Genomic DNA, 13,285 nt, shown 5'->3' on the forward strand with positions numbered 1-13,285 from the left:
GATGGACTGGCTGGGTGCCGTTCAACGGCTACGGCGCGAGGGTCGACCCGGGGTCCTGGTCACCGTCACGTCCGTGCGCGGCCATGCCCCACGTGAGGCCGGCGCCAAGATGGTGGTCTCCGCGGACGGCTCGTGGGGCACGATCGGTGGCGGGAACCTCGAGGCGACGGCGATCGAGCAGGCCCGGGTCCTGATCGCGGCGGGCACTCTGGTGCCACTGACGCTGGCCGCGGCCCTGAACGAGCACGAGACCAACCGGCACGGGCAGCAGTGCTGCGGAGGCGTGGTGGACGTGTTCCTCGAGCCGCTGCCGGCCCGGCCCGTGGTCGCCGTGTTCGGCATCGGGCACGTCGGGCTGGAGCTCGGGCGGATCCTGTCCCGGCTGCCGCTCGTGGTGCACCTCGCGGACAGCCGGTCCGCGCAACTCACCGCCGCGGCCGGCCTCGGGCTGGAGGACGGCCCCGCGGACGTCCACCTCACCCACGCCCCGATCCCGGAGACGCTGATGGCGGCCCTCCCGGGCGGGGCGCACGTGCTGATCATGTCCCACGACCACGCCGAGGACATGGTGCTCTGCGATGCCGCGCTGCGCCGCGGCGACCTCGGTTCGATCGGGCTGATCGGGTCGTCGGCGAAGTGGGCGCGGTTCCGCAAACGGCTGCGCGAGGCCGGGCACACCGACGCCGCGATCGACACGATCACCTGCCCGATCGGGTTGCCGGGCCTGCACGGCAAGGAGCCGGCCGTCATCGCGATCAGCACCGCGGCCGCGCTGCTCGAGGCGTTGCAGCGCGAACCGGGCGCGGGACTGCACGCCGCCGACGCGAGTGCGGCGCTGACCCCCGGCGCGCCCGGCAAATAAGGGGCGCGGGCACGACGGCCGCTGCTACCTTGACGCCGAAGCCGTGCGAGAGAACGAGGAGGTGGTACCCGTGAACGCAACGACGTGGGTGCTCCTCGCTGGGGTCACGGTCGGGCGATAGGTCGTCCGGGAGCGCCGTCCGACGAGCACTCCCGAAAGGCACGACCATGCACTTCACTTCCGAACAACGCCTCGACGACGCCGTTCTCGAACGCGAATTCACCCTCGACGGTGGCCCTGACATCCCCGGCATCCTGTGGACGCCCGCATCTGCGACAGGATCCACACCCTCGCCGCTGGTCCTGCTCGGCCAACCCGGCGGGCTGCGCGGGATGTACCCCCGCCTCGCCGGGCGGGCGCGGCAGTGCGTGGCGAACGGCTTCGCCGCGGCCACCATCGAACTCCCGGGCAGCGGTGACCGGCCCCGCTCGCCCGACGCCGAGCAGGCGCGCGCCGACCTGCGCCGGGCGGTGATGGCCGGCGACCCGGTCGACGACGAGATCGTCGGCCGGCTGGTCCGCCCCCTGGTCGAGCAGGCGGTCCCGGAGTGGCGGACCGCCTTGGACTCCCTCCTCGCACTGCCCGAGCTCGGTGGTCCGGTCGGGTACTCCGGTGGGGTGATCGCCATCGGTGTCCGGCTGGCGCTCGTCGAACCGCGCATCGTGGCCGCAGGCCTCTACGCCGGGAGCTACGTGCCCCGCGCCATGTTCGACGAGGCGCGGCAGGTCACGATCCCGCTGCACGTCCTGCTGCAGTGGGACGACGAGGGCAACGACCGGCAACTGGCGCTGGACCTGTTCGACGCCTTCGGCTCCCGGGAGAAGACGCTGCAGGCGAACCTGGGCGGGCACACCGGCGTCCCGGCGTTCGCGGGGGACGACGCGGCGAGGTTCTTCGTCCGGCACCTGACGTGAGACGGCCGGGCCGGCCGTGGATTCGCCTAGCTGGCTTCCTGCCGGCGCACGATCTCGGTGATCCAGGTCGGCGCGAACGGTGAGGTGCAGCCCGGCGCCGTCGGGTAGTCCTTGAGAACCTCGAGCCGCTCGCCGATGTCCAGGGCGCGGGCGCGCAGCGACGGGTGACGGATCCCGATCTGGGCGAGGGTCTCGTTCATCGCCCATTGCAGCGGGTCGGGGGCGTCCTTCATCTGCGCCTCGATGAGGTCGAGCAGCCCGGTCAGGTCGAGGTCCTCGGGCCGCTTGTTCACCCGTTCGGTGGTCAGTTCCCATCCGGCGGCGGCCACGTTCGGGTCGGAGTCCGCGAACCACGCCAGGCGCAGGGCCTCGGCGTTCGGGTTCTTCTTCACCACGTAGTGGACCAGCCAGTAGTGCACCTTCGGCTGCGGGGACTCGCGCAGCATGGCGTCGAGGTCGTCGTGGCTGAACGCCTTCGGCCGGCAGATCAACAGGGCCACCAGCCGCGCGGCCGTGTCCCCGGTCTCCCAGAGATCGACGGCGAGGTCCTGCTGGATCTTCAGCGGTTTCGCCACCGCCCGGAGTTTGGTGAGGTTGACCCCGTGGTCGTCGCCGTGGCGCTCGTTCACCTCACGGATCTTCGGGTCCTCGAGCGCGGCCAGTTCGGCCAGCACCTGCGCCACCGTGGTGTCAGACATCGCGTCACTCCCCGTTCCGGACCTTGCTGGCATCCATGGTGTCACGCGCGACCGTCCGTGCGGGGTTCGCGCGGCGTCGGGCGCTTCCGCGGAAGCGCGGGACCGGGTGGCTCGCGCGGGTCGCCTCAGAGCAGTTCGGCGCGAAGTTGGGCCGGTGTCTTCGCTGAGAGCAGGCCGGGCGGGACATCCAGCACGGTGACGGCGCCGACCCGACCCTGGGCGTTCAGGCGGTGCACGGCCCGGGCGTAGGCGACGAGCACGCTCGCGGTGAACTCCGGGTTGCTCTCCAGCGCGAGCCGGTACTCGATCACCTGGGTGTGTGCGTCGCTGGTGTTGCCACTGCGGATCACGAAGCCGCCGTGCGGCATGGCGGCGTGGTCGCGGCGCAGGTCCTCGTCGCTGATGAAGTGGACCGTGGTGTCGTAGTCGGCGAAGTAGTTCGGCATCCCGACGATCGCGTCCCGCACCTTATCGGCGTCGGCACCGGGCTCGAGGACCACGAAGCACTCGCGGGTGTGCTTCTCACGGGTGGTCAGCTCCGGCCGCTCGCCCGAGCGGACCCGGTCGATCGCCTCCTGCGACGGGATCGTGTACTGAACCGCCGCGGCCACGCCCGGCACCCGCCGGATCGCGTCCGAGTGCCCCTGGCTCAGGCCCCGGCCCCAGAACGTGTCGGTGGCGCCGTCGGGCAGGAGGGCTTCGCCGTAGGCGCGGTTGATCGAGAACATCCCCGGGTCCCACCCGGCGGAGATCAGGGCCGTCCGGCCTCCGGCGCGGGCGGGGCCGTCGACGGCGTCGAAGTACTCCGGGATCCGCGCGTGGGTGTCGAAACTGTCCACCGTGTTGAAGGAGGCGGCCAGTGCCGGGCCCTGCTCGGGCAGGTCGGACCGGGAGCCGCCGCAGAGGATGAGCACGTCGATGTCGCCGGTCCGCCCGCTGAGGGAGTCCAGGGGGAAGACGGGAACCGCGGGGTCCAGCGGGGTCAGGGACTCCGGCGGCCGGCGGGTGAAGATGCCCACCAGGGTCAGGTCCGGGTTCTTCGCGAGGGCGGCCTCGACGCCGCGGCCCAGGTTGCCGTAGCCGGCGATGCCGATGCGGATCACGGTGCCCATCGGGCCATCATCCCAGCAGCCGTGCCACCCGGTGGCCGCTGTTCTTCCGGCGCAGGCAGGCGTCCGGTGGATGGCGTTTTGCATCCGACGGAGGAGGCACCATGCACCCCCGGAAGAACGCACAACCAGCCGGCGGCGCCGCCCGCCGGCGCCCCGACCGGCGGATCCCCGGGCGCCTCATCGGTGCCCTGATCGGCGTGACGGCGCTCGCGGTCGCCGTGCCGGGGCCGGCCATGGCCGCCGGCAACGGCAGCGCGCTCGACGAGGCCGAGCACCACGATCCGGGCACCTACGCCCTGGAGATCACCGACTACTCGCAGGCCATCGAAGCGATCGCCGGCCAGCCCGGCGTCGAGCCGGTGAGCTTCACCGACCTCATCGCGAGCCGCTCGGGTGAGACGACCGCCTGCGGCGACGCCTGCCGCGCCTGGCCCGAACACCTCGACTCCGACGACCGCTGGTACCCACAGGGTCTGGCGGGCAGCGAGGAGTCCAACTGGTCGGACGCCCCGGACACGGAGGTGTTCGTCTCGGCCTGGTACCAGCGCATCTCGCCGGACGACCACGCGGCGGTCGACTCGTCGCTGAAGTTCATCTCCACCGACGACTGGCGCTACCGCAACGTCCCGCTGCGGCTGCCGGTGCGGACCGACGACGGCTGGTCCACGGAGTCGCTGGCCAGCCACAACGGTGGCGTCGCCTGGGCCGGGTCCTACCTCTACGTGGCCGCGACCGACCGGATCCACCGGTTCGACCTGCGCACCGTGATGACCGACGACGACGGCTACTTCCTCGTCCCGGACCGCACCTATGTCGGGATCGACCAGGAGCCCTACGGCGAGCCCGCGACTGTCCTCGATCTCCACGGACTGGACCGGGACGCCCGCACTCGTCTCCTCGGAGTACGCCGCCGACGAGGCCACCACCACGGAGGTGGTCCGCTGGCCGTTGACCGAGTCCGGGGACCTCGCCGCCGAGAACGGCACCGTGGGCTCGCAGGACAACTTCTGGATCGACAAGGACTCCTCGATCGACCGGGTCCAGGGTGTCGCCGCGCACGAGGGCCTCTATCTGTTCAGCGGCTCCGGAGGGACGCTTGACCTCGCCCGGGTCGGCTCGCAGACGGACCGGGACACCCTGACCTGGGGCCGGACCGACGACGACATCCACATCCCGGAGGACCTGTACCTCAGCGCGTCGAACGTCTACGGACAGACGGAGGAGCGCAACGACCGGTACGTGTTCTGGGCGTCCCGTGCCGACGTGCTGCCCTGACCTGGGCGCGCACCCCGTTCAGCCGGTGAGCGCCAGGGTCCGCGCCAGCGGCACCCCGGGCCGGTAGGACAGGTGCACGTGTGACGACGCGTCGAGCACGGTGAGGTCGGCGCGGGCGCCGATCCCCAGGCGCCCGACGTCGTCGCGCCGCAGGGCGAGGGCTCCGCCGGCGGTGGCCGCCCACAACGCCTCGGCGGGAGTCATATGCATCTCCCGCACGGCGAGCGCGATGCAGAGCGGCATCGAACTGGTGAACGAGGTGCCGGGGTTGCAGTCGGTGGCCAGCGCGACCCGCACGCCGGCGTCCAGCAGGGCGCGTGCGTCCGGGTAGGGCGACCCGGTCGAGAACTCGACACCGGGAAGAAGGGTCGCCACGGTGGTCGAGCCGGCGAGCGCGTCGACGTCCTCGCGGGTCAGGTGCGTGCCATGGTCGACGGCGGCCGCACCGAGTTCTACGCCGAGCCGCACCCCTGGCCCGGGGCCGAGCTGGCCCGCGTGCACGCGCAGGCCGAGCCCAGCCGCCCGGCCGGCGAGCAGGACTGCCCGCGACTGGTCGCCGTCGAACGCGTGCGGTGAGCCGGGCTCGCAGAACACGTCGATCCAGCGGGCGTGCGGGGCGCACTCGGCGAGCATCGGGCCCGTGACCAGGTCGACGTAGTCGTCCGCCCGGCCCACGTACTCCGGCGGCACCACGTGCGCGCCGAGGAACGTGGTCTCGCCGGTGACCTCCCGGGCCAGGCGCAGCAGTCGGAGCTCGTCGGCGACGGTCAGCCCGTACCCGCTCTTGATCTCGATGGTGCCGGTGCCCTGGGCGCGGGCCTCGGCCACGAGAGCGGCCAGTCGCGCTCGCAGCGCTTCCGCGGAAGCGCCCCGGGTCGCCGCCACGGTCGAGGCGATCCCGCCTCCGTCGTAGCTCTCGCCGGCCATCCGGGCGGCGAACTCCGCGGCGCGGTCACCGGCGAACGCGAGGTGGGTGTGGGAGTCGACGAACGAGGGGACCACCGCGCGCCCGCCGACGTCGATCACCCGGTCGGCCGGCGGCGCCGCGGCGGCAAGCCCCACCCAGGTGACCCGATCGTCCGAGGCGGGGACGCCGTCGGGCACCGCGCGGCGGCCGCGCTGCGCTTCCGCGGAAGCACCAGTGTCGGTCCCCGCTTCCGCGGAAGCGTCCGAGGCGGTCCCCGCTTCCGCGGAAGCGCCCAGCTCGACCACGATCGCCGCATCGCGGACGATCCCGAGCCGGCCCGCCCCGAGTGCCGGGTCGTTCGTGACCAACTCGGTGATGCCGGTGACCAGGACCGAGACCATCAGCCCTCCCGCATCGGAACCCGCACGCCCCGCTCGGCGGCGACCGCCTCGGCGCGCGGGTAGCCGGCGTCGACGTGCCGGATCACGCCCATCGCCGGATCGTTGGACAGCACCCGCGACAGTTTCTGGGCGGCGAGCTCGGTGCCGTCGGCCACGCACACCTGCCCGGCGTGGATCGAGCGCCCGATGCCGACCCCGCCGCCGTGGTGGATCGACACCCAGGTCGCGCCCGACGCGGTGTTCACGAGCGCGTTCAGCAGCGGCCAGTCGGCGATGGCGTCGGAACCGTCGGCCATCGCCTCCGTCTCCCGGAAGGGGGAGGCCACGGAGCCCGCGTCCAGGTGGTCGCGTCCGATCACGATCGGGGCGGAGATCTCCCCGGAGGCGACCAGCTCGTTGAACCGCAGGCCGGCCAGGTGCCGCTCGCCGTGGCCGAGCCAGCAGATCCGGGCCGGCAGACCCTGGAACTCGACCCGCTCCTGCGCGGCCCGGATCCAGCGGTGCAGCTTCGCGTCGGCGGGGAACAGCTTGAGCACGGCGCGGTCGGTCGCGGCGATGTCCGCCGGGTCCCCGGACAGGGCCGCCCACCGGAACGGGCCCTTGCCCTCGCAGAACAGTGGGCGGATGTAGGCGGGCACGAATCCGGGGATTTCAAAGGCCCTGCACGCCCGCGCCTTTTCTGCCTCGGCCCGGATGGAGTTGCCGTAGTCGAACACCTCGGCGCCGGCGTCGGCGAACCCCACCATCGCGCCGACGTGCTGGGCCATCGATTCCCGTGCCCGCGCGGTGAACTCCTCCGGCTTCGCCTCCGCGTAGTCGTGCCACTCCTCCAGCGAGACCCCCTCGGGCAGGTAGGACAACGGGTCGTGGGCGGACGTCTGGTCGGTGACGATGTCGATCGCGACGCCGCGTCGCAGCAGTTCGCCGAACACGGTCGCGGCGTTCCCGACGACGCCCACGCTGAGCGGCCGCCGCTCCCGTCTCGCGGTCTCACAGCGCCCGACCGCGTCGGTCAGGTTCTCCGCGAGCTCGTCGAGGTAGCGGTGGTCGAGTCGGCGACGCAGCCGCGACTCGTCGACGTCGACGATGAGGCAGACGCCTCCGTTCAGGGTGACCGCAAGTGGCTGGGCGCCGCCCATCCCACCGCACCCCGCGGTCAGGGTGAGCGTCCCGGCCAGGCTCGCCCCGCCGTCGGGCACGGTCTTGCCGGCGAGTTTCGCGGCGACGGCGGCGAACGTCTCGTACGTACCCTGCAGGATGCCCTGGGTGCCGATGTAGATCCAGGATCCGGCGGTCATCTGCCCATACATGGTTAGGCCGAGGTGCTCGAGGCGGCGGAACTGCGGCCAGGTCGCCCAGTCCGGCACCAGGTTGGAGTTGGCGATCAGCACCCGCGGCGCCCACTCGTGGGTGGGCAGCACCCCGACCGGCCGGCCGGACTGGACGAGCAGGGTCTCGTCGTCGGCGAGGGTGGTCAGGGTGCGCACGATCGCGTCGTAGCTGGCCCAGTCCCGCGCGGCGCGGCCGGTGCCGCCGTAGACGACGAGGTCGTCCGGGCGCTCGGCGACGTCCGGGTCGAGGTTGTTCATCAGCATCCGCAGCGGCGCCTCGGTCTGCCAGCTGCGTGCGGTCAGGGTGGTGCCGCGCGGGGCGCGGACCTCGCGTGCTCCGTCCATCCGGGCCTCCTCGCCGACGGTGTGCGCTGCTCGAGCCAACGCCTGGGTCCATCTCACCCCGGCGTGGGGATGGGCCCAAGGGGTGGCGGGGGCGGGGTGTCTGCGATCCCAGACGCCCTTTCGACCCGCGCGATCGGACGGACGCGAACTGGTCCCAGGCGCGCTCCGGGGCTGCGGTAACTTGTGATCGCGTCCGACTGTTGCCGGGCTCCGGAGCGTCTGTGCGATCGTCGGAGGCAACCGTGAGTAGAGAGATGCGGGACGTCCCCGGAGGCCTGTTGCCGATCGCCGGTTGGCTGCCCCGGTATGAGCGGCCCTGGCTGCGCGCAGACGTGATCGCGGGAATCGCGGTCGCCGCGATGATCGTGCCCAAGAACCTGGGCTATGCCGATATTGCCGGGGTGCCGGTTCAGAACGGACTGTATGCCGCGGCGGCCGGTGCGATCGTCTACGCGCTGTTCTGTACGTCTCGCCATATCTCGACCGGTCCGAGCTCGTCCCTCGCCACCGTCGCGGGTGGCGCGGTGGTCGTGACCGCCGTCACCGGTGACGACGCGGCCCAGCTCGTGGCAGCGATCACCTTGGTGACCGGCGTGCTGTTCCTGCTGCTGGCCGTCCTTCGGATGGGATGGATCGCCCAGTTCCTTTCGAGAGCCGTGGTCACCGGGTTCCTGGCCGGAGCCGCCGTCGACGTGGTCGTCGGTGAGCTGCCCAAGCTCACGGGCACGTCCGGGGACGGAGACAACGTGTGGCGCGAGTTCGCGTCGTGGATCGGCGGCCTCGGCGCCATCCATCTGCCGACGCTGGTGGTGGGCGTCGTCGCGCTCGCCGTGATTCTCGCGCTCCGGTTCTGGGCGCCGAAGGTTCCGGGCGCGCTGACGCTCGTGGTCGGCGGCCTGCTCGCCTCGTACCTGTTCGATCTGGGTGGACGGGACGTGGCACTTGTCGGTCCGGTGCCGACCGGGCTGCCGGTCCCGCAACTGCCGAGCCTCGACCTGGCCCTGCAACACGCTCCCGAGATCCTGATCGCGGCCTCGGCCCTCCTGCTGATCGGGTTCTCGCAGACGGCCGGCGACGCCCGGGCCTTCGCGACCCGGCACCGCTACCGCATCGACGAGAACCAGGAGGCGGTCGCCCAGGGGATGGCGAACGTCGGGGCCGGTCTGGTCCAGGGAATGCCGGTGTCGACCAGCTTGTCGGCGAGCTCGCTCAACGAGTCGGCTGGTGCGCGGACACCGGTGGCGTCGCTCACCACAGGAGCGCTGGTGATCCTGACGCTGCTCCTGCTCGCGCCGTTGTTCTCCGAGCTGCCGAAAGCCGTGCTGGGGGCGATCATCATCGATGCCGTCGTGTTCGGGATGATCAACCTGAAGGAGTTCGCTCGGATGCTGCGCGTGTCGAGATTCGACTTCTGGATCGCCGTGGCGGCCGTCGTGGGCGTGCTCTCCGTGGGCGTCCTGTTCGGGATCGTGATCGGGGTCGCGCTCTCGCTCGGCTGGCTCGTCTACGTCTCGACGCGGCCCGCGATGCCGGCCCTGGGCCGCGAGCCCGGGACCCAGGTCTTCCGCGACCTCGACCTCAACCCCGCTGACGAGACGTTCCCGGGCATCGGCGTGATACGTCTTGACGGCGGCCTGTTCTTCGCCACGGCCGAGGCGTTCGACGAGCGCATCCGCGGACTCCTCACGGGTGATCAGCCTCTCACGGCGCTGGTGCTTGATCTCGAGGGCGTCGGCTTCATCGACTCCCAGGGTGCGGCGAAGGTCACGGAGATCCGCGACCTGACCGAAGCGGAGGGCGTCACGCTGCGGCTCGCCCGGGTGAAGCCCCACGTCCTGAACGTACTCAGAGCCCAGGGCGTCCTCGACCGTGTCGGCGCCGACCACGTCCACGGGAACGTCCATCGCGCCGTCGAGGCCCAGCTGGCTGAGAGCACGGACCACGAGGCGCAGTGACCAGGAACCCGGACGGGTCCGCTCTTCCGGGTGTGGCCGGGTCGGGATCGTGACACGCCAGCGCGTGTCACAGCTGGACAGGTCCGCACGCTGAGCGCGGCGAGGCCCGCGGGGGCAGCCCGCCACCCCTACAGCAGCGGCCCCGTCACCGCCTCGGCCGCGGCCACCACCGCGCCGTCGGCCACGGCCGCGGTGACCGCGGCGATCTGCGGCGCCACCGGCTCATCCGGGCCCGGCCTGCCCACTCCGGCGGCCCGCAAGGCGTCCCGCACGGCCGCCGTCGCCGGCCCGGGCTCGAGCGGTGCGCGCAGGTCCAGCCCGCGCGCGGCGGTGAGCAACTCGATCGCGACGACCGACCGGAGGCCGGCGACGGCGCGGCGCAGCTTGCGCGCGGCTGCCCACCCCATCGAGACGTGGTCCTCCTGCATCGCCGAGCTCGGGATCGAGTCCACGCTCGCCGGGAGCGCGAGCCGCTTGAGCTCGGAGACGATCCCGGCCGCGGTGTACTGGGCGATCATCAGCCCGGAGTCCACGCCCGGGTCGTCGGCGAGGAACGGCGGCAGCCCGTTGCTGCGGTTGCGGTCGAGGAACCGGTCGGTGCGCCGCTCGCTCATCGATGCCACGTCCGCGACCGCGATCGCGAGGAAGTCGGCGACGTAGCCGATCGGGGCGCCGTGGAAGTTGCCGTTCGACTCCACCCGCCCGTCGGGCGTCACCACGGGATTGTCGACGGCGGAGGCGAGCTCCCGTTCGGCGGTCGCGTTCGCGTGGGCGAGGGTGTCGCGGGCTGCGCCGTGCACCTGCGGCGCACAGCGCAGCGAGTAGGCGTCCTGCACGCGGGTGCACGCCGCCGGGTCCCGGTGGCTGTCCATGATCGGGCTGCCGACGAGCAGGGCGCGCAGGTTCGCGGCCGAGTCGGCCTGTCCCGGGTGCGGACGCAGCGCCTGCAGTTCCGCCGCGAACGCGGCGTCGGTGCCGAGCAGCGCCTCGACGCTCATCGCGGCGGCGACGTCCGCCGTCCGCAGGAGCAGCGCGAGGTCGTGCGCGGCGAGCACGAGCATGCCGAGCATCCCGTCGGTGCCGTTGATCAGCGCGAGCCCCTCCTTCTCGGCGAGCTCGACCGGGGCGAGCCCGGCCCGGGCGAGCGCCTCGCCCGCGGGCGCCGCCACGCCGTCGGGCATGCGCACCAAGCCCTCCCCGATCAGGGCGAGCGCCACGTGCGCGAGCGGTGCGAGGTCTCCCGAGCAGCCGAGCGAGCCGTACTCGTGGACCACCGGGGTCAGGCCCGCCGAGAGCATCGCGGCGTAGGCGAGGGCGGTCTCGCGGCGCACCCCGGTGCGGCCGGTGGCGAGGGTGGACAGCCGCAGCAGCATCAGCGCGCGGACCACCTCACGCTCCACCTCGGGTCCGGCGCCGGCGGCGTGCGAGCGGACCAGGCTGCGCTGCAGCTGGGCGCGGCGCTCGGGCGGGATGTGCGTGGTGGCGAGCGCGCCGAAGCCGGTGGAGACACCGTAGTGCGGCTGGGCGTCGTCGGCGAGGGCCTCGATCACGGCGCGGCTGGCGTCGATGGCGGCCAGGGCGTCGGGGCTGAGCTCCACGCGGGCGCCACCGCGGGCCACGGCGACCACCTGCTCCTGGCTGAGCGGTCCGGGACCGACCTCGACGACATCGATGTCCATGTCGCCATCCCACTGCGCGGACGCCCACAAACCCAGGGCCGAGCGACGCATGTCGTCTGGGATGACAGACGCCTACCGTCGATGCCCGAACCCGGCCCCTCCGGGTGATCGACCCCGAAAGGCCAGCATGCGCAGACTCCACTACTTCATCGCCATCACCCTCGACGGCTTTCGCGGGGCCGGACGGCGCCGACCCGACCGGCCCGAACGGGTTCTGGCCCATCGCGCCGGACTACCTGGAGCACTTCGTGGCCGAGTAGCCGCCAGGCGCTGCCCGTGCAGGCGCGGGAGGCGCTGTCCGTCACGGCCGAGGGCACCCGTTTCGACACCGTGCTCGAGGGGCGGCGCAGCTACGAGATCGGGCTCGCGGCCGGGATCCCGGACGCCTTCCCGCACCTGCGCCACCTGGTGTTCTCCCGGACCCTGACCGAGACTCCCGCCGCGGCGGTCGAGCTGGTCGCGGACTATCCCGTGGCCACGGTGCGCGAACTCAAGCAGCAGCCGGGCAAGGACATCTGGCTGCTGGGCGGCGCCGAGCTGGCCGGGTCGCTGTACGGCGAGATCGACGTCCTCACGCTCAAGGTCGCGCCGCTGACCATCGGCACCGGCATCCCGCTCTTCTCCGACAGGGCGGCCTTCGATCCCCGCACCTGGACGCTGGCACGCCACACCGTGCCGGACAGTGGGGCGATGTTCTTGAGCTATGAGCGCACCGGCGGCTAGGGCGCACTCACCGGTATGTCGCCGCCGCGTGTCAGGATTCCCAGATGTCCTCCCGAGCGGATCCGGTCGATCCAGCCTTACTGGCCGAATGGTGTATCGAGCAGCTGGGTAGCCCGCCCGTGGCTGAGATCTTCAGGTCCGGGCACCTGTCCGCAGTCATCGGGCTGCGGCTCGCCGACGGCCGCGAGGTCGTGGTCAAGATCCGTCCGGCCTCGCCGCGGCTGGCAGCCTGCGTCGAGATCCAGCGACGCGCGTTCCGGGCCGGCTATCCCTGCCCGCAGCCGCTCACCGGCGTCGCCGTGTTCGGCGAGGGCGTCGCGACCGCGGAGGCCTACATTCCCGGCGGTGACCGGCTCCCGGGTGCGGATCACGCAGCCGTGGCCTTTGCCGAAGCGTTCGCGTGGCTGGTGCGGCTCGCCCCTCGGCCGGCCGAGGTGTCCACGCTCGAGCCGCCACCGTCGTGGGCGGCCTGGAACCACGCCGGAGGCGGCCTGTGGCCGCGTCCGGAGGGGCCCGACGTCAACCTCAACGAGGTGGCCGCCGGCGCGGAGTGGATCGACGATGCCGGGCGCCGGGCCCGCGAAAGGCTGCGAGCCGGCCAGGCTGAAGCCGTGATCGGTCACTGCGACTGGCTGGCCGGCAACCTGCGTTGGCGTGGTGACGCGCTGCTGGTGGTACACGACTGGGACAGCATGATCGTCGACAGCGAAGCCGTCCTCGTCGGCCTGGCCGCCGCGCTGTACTCGACCGTCAACGAGGACACGTTGGCAACCGTCGAGGACACGGCACGATTCCTCGTCGCGTATTGCCGTGCACGTGGTCGGGAGTTCAGCGCCGACGAACTCGAACGGTCGTGGGCGGCCGGTGTCTGGTCCAGGGCCTATGACGCCAAGTACCAGCACACGGTCGGGCAGCCGGTCACCTCGCTCAGCGAGAGCGAGGCCCGTGAGCGCCTCCGTCGTGCGGGTACCGACTCGCAGCGGCGCTAGCCGGGCCCGCTACGGCATGGACCGGGCGAACTGGTCCGTCGGGCTCGTGCCTGCCATCCTGTCCCGTATCGCAGACACGGTGGTCGGCGGCAGG

12 protein-coding genes are annotated in these 13,285 nt (G+C 72.3%); 7 read left to right on the forward strand and 5 right to left on the reverse strand.

Going from position 1 to position 13,285, the window contains the following annotated elements; translation table 11 throughout:
• Position 1: 1 nt before the first annotated feature.
• Positions 2–862, forward strand: a complete 861-nt coding sequence (gene xdhC / locus EXU48_RS09670) for a xanthine dehydrogenase accessory protein XdhC (RefSeq protein ID WP_133107435.1) — start codon at positions 2–4, stop codon at positions 860–862.
• 167 nt (positions 863–1,029) lie between these two features.
• Complete coding sequence (locus EXU48_RS09675; protein ID WP_133107436.1) at positions 1,030–1,776, forward strand: alpha/beta fold hydrolase; 747 nt, start codon at positions 1,030–1,032, stop codon at positions 1,774–1,776.
• 26 nt (positions 1,777–1,802) lie between these two features.
• Here EXU48_RS09675 and EXU48_RS09680 read toward each other — a convergent pair whose 3' ends face one another.
• Complete coding sequence (locus EXU48_RS09680; protein WP_133107437.1) at positions 1,803–2,474, reverse strand: DNA alkylation repair protein; 672 nt, start codon at positions 2,472–2,474, stop codon at positions 1,803–1,805.
• A 125-nt stretch (positions 2,475–2,599) separates the two neighbouring features.
• Positions 2,600–3,586: a diaminopimelate dehydrogenase gene (locus tag EXU48_RS09685; protein WP_133107438.1), complete on the reverse strand. Its 987-nt coding sequence runs from the start codon at positions 3,584–3,586 to the stop codon at positions 2,600–2,602.
• Positions 3,587–3,687: 101 nt separating this feature from the next.
• On the opposite strand from EXU48_RS09685, the gene EXU48_RS09690 reads away from it, so the two are divergent.
• Together EXU48_RS09690 and EXU48_RS09695 are read left to right on the forward strand one after the other, a co-directional pair.
• On the forward strand, positions 3,688–4,686 hold the full coding sequence (locus EXU48_RS09690; protein ID WP_133107439.1) for a hypothetical protein: 999 nt from the start codon (positions 3,688–3,690) through the stop codon (positions 4,684–4,686).
• Entirely contained in the window at positions 4,574–4,861 is a 288-nt protein-coding gene (locus EXU48_RS09695; protein ID WP_133107440.1) for a hypothetical protein, read from the forward strand. The genes EXU48_RS09690 and EXU48_RS09695 overlap by 113 nt, the downstream gene beginning before the upstream one ends.
• Before the next feature lie 18 nt (positions 4,862–4,879).
• Here the strand turns inward: EXU48_RS09695 and hutI are convergent, their stop codons facing one another.
• Both hutI and hutU read right to left on the reverse strand, forming a co-directional pair.
• Positions 4,880–6,169, reverse strand: coding sequence for an imidazolonepropionase (gene hutI, locus EXU48_RS09700; protein ID WP_133107441.1), 1,290 nt, complete (start codon positions 6,167–6,169; stop codon positions 4,880–4,882).
• Positions 6,169–7,845 carry a urocanate hydratase gene (hutU, locus tag EXU48_RS09705; protein ID WP_133107442.1) on the reverse strand — a complete coding sequence of 559 codons (1,677 nt, stop codon included), beginning with the start codon at positions 7,843–7,845 and terminating at the stop codon, positions 6,169–6,171. Before hutU ends, hutI begins: the two co-directional genes overlap by 1 nt.
• A 242-nt stretch (positions 7,846–8,087) precedes the next feature.
• Here hutU and EXU48_RS09710 point away from each other — a divergent pair, with 242 nt between their 5' ends.
• On the forward strand, positions 8,088–9,800 hold the full coding sequence (locus tag EXU48_RS09710) for a SulP family inorganic anion transporter (RefSeq protein WP_235856938.1): 1,713 nt from the start codon (positions 8,088–8,090) through the stop codon (positions 9,798–9,800).
• Between the two features lie 128 nt (positions 9,801–9,928).
• Here the strand turns inward: EXU48_RS09710 and hutH are convergent, their stop codons facing one another.
• Entirely contained in the window at positions 9,929–11,479 is a 1,551-nt protein-coding gene (gene hutH / locus EXU48_RS09715) for a histidine ammonia-lyase (protein WP_133107443.1), read from the reverse strand.
• A gap of 276 nt (positions 11,480–11,755) precedes the next feature.
• Here hutH and EXU48_RS09720 point away from each other — a divergent pair, with 276 nt between their 5' ends.
• Both EXU48_RS09720 and EXU48_RS09725 read left to right on the forward strand, forming a co-directional pair.
• Complete coding sequence (locus EXU48_RS09720) at positions 11,756–12,202, forward strand: dihydrofolate reductase family protein (RefSeq protein ID WP_207947680.1); 447 nt, start codon at positions 11,756–11,758, stop codon at positions 12,200–12,202.
• A gap of 119 nt (positions 12,203–12,321) precedes the next feature.
• Positions 12,322–13,191 carry a phosphotransferase gene (locus EXU48_RS09725; RefSeq protein WP_207947681.1) on the forward strand — a complete coding sequence of 290 codons (870 nt, stop codon included), beginning with the start codon at positions 12,322–12,324 and terminating at the stop codon, positions 13,189–13,191.
• The last annotated feature ends 94 nt before the right edge of the window (positions 13,192–13,285 follow it).

The sequence above is a fragment of the Occultella glacieicola genome (genome assembly GCF_004353825.1).
GTDB classification, from domain to species: Bacteria; Actinomycetota; Actinomycetes; order Actinomycetales; family Beutenbergiaceae; genus Occultella; species Occultella glacieicola.

Coding starts and splice junctions, on each gene's coding strand:
- xdhC (WP_133107435.1), top strand. CDS start 2: ATGGACTGGCTGGGTGCCGTTCAACGGCTACGGCGCGAGGGTCGACCC.
- EXU48_RS09675 (WP_133107436.1), top strand. CDS start 1,030: ATGCACTTCACTTCCGAACAACGCCTCGACGACGCCGTTCTCGAACGC.
- EXU48_RS09680 (WP_133107437.1), bottom strand. CDS start 2,474: ATGTCTGACACCACGGTGGCGCAGGTGCTGGCCGAACTGGCCGCGCTC.
- EXU48_RS09685 (WP_133107438.1), bottom strand. CDS start 3,586: ATGGGCACCGTGATCCGCATCGGCATCGCCGGCTACGGCAACCTGGGC.
- EXU48_RS09690 (WP_133107439.1), top strand. CDS start 3,688: ATGCACCCCCGGAAGAACGCACAACCAGCCGGCGGCGCCGCCCGCCGG.
- hutI (WP_133107441.1), bottom strand. CDS start 6,169: ATGGTCTCGGTCCTGGTCACCGGCATCACCGAGTTGGTCACGAACGAC.
- hutU (WP_133107442.1), bottom strand. CDS start 7,845: ATGGACGGAGCACGCGAGGTCCGCGCCCCGCGCGGCACCACCCTGACC.
- hutH (WP_133107443.1), bottom strand. CDS start 11,479: ATGGACATCGATGTCGTCGAGGTCGGTCCCGGACCGCTCAGCCAGGAG.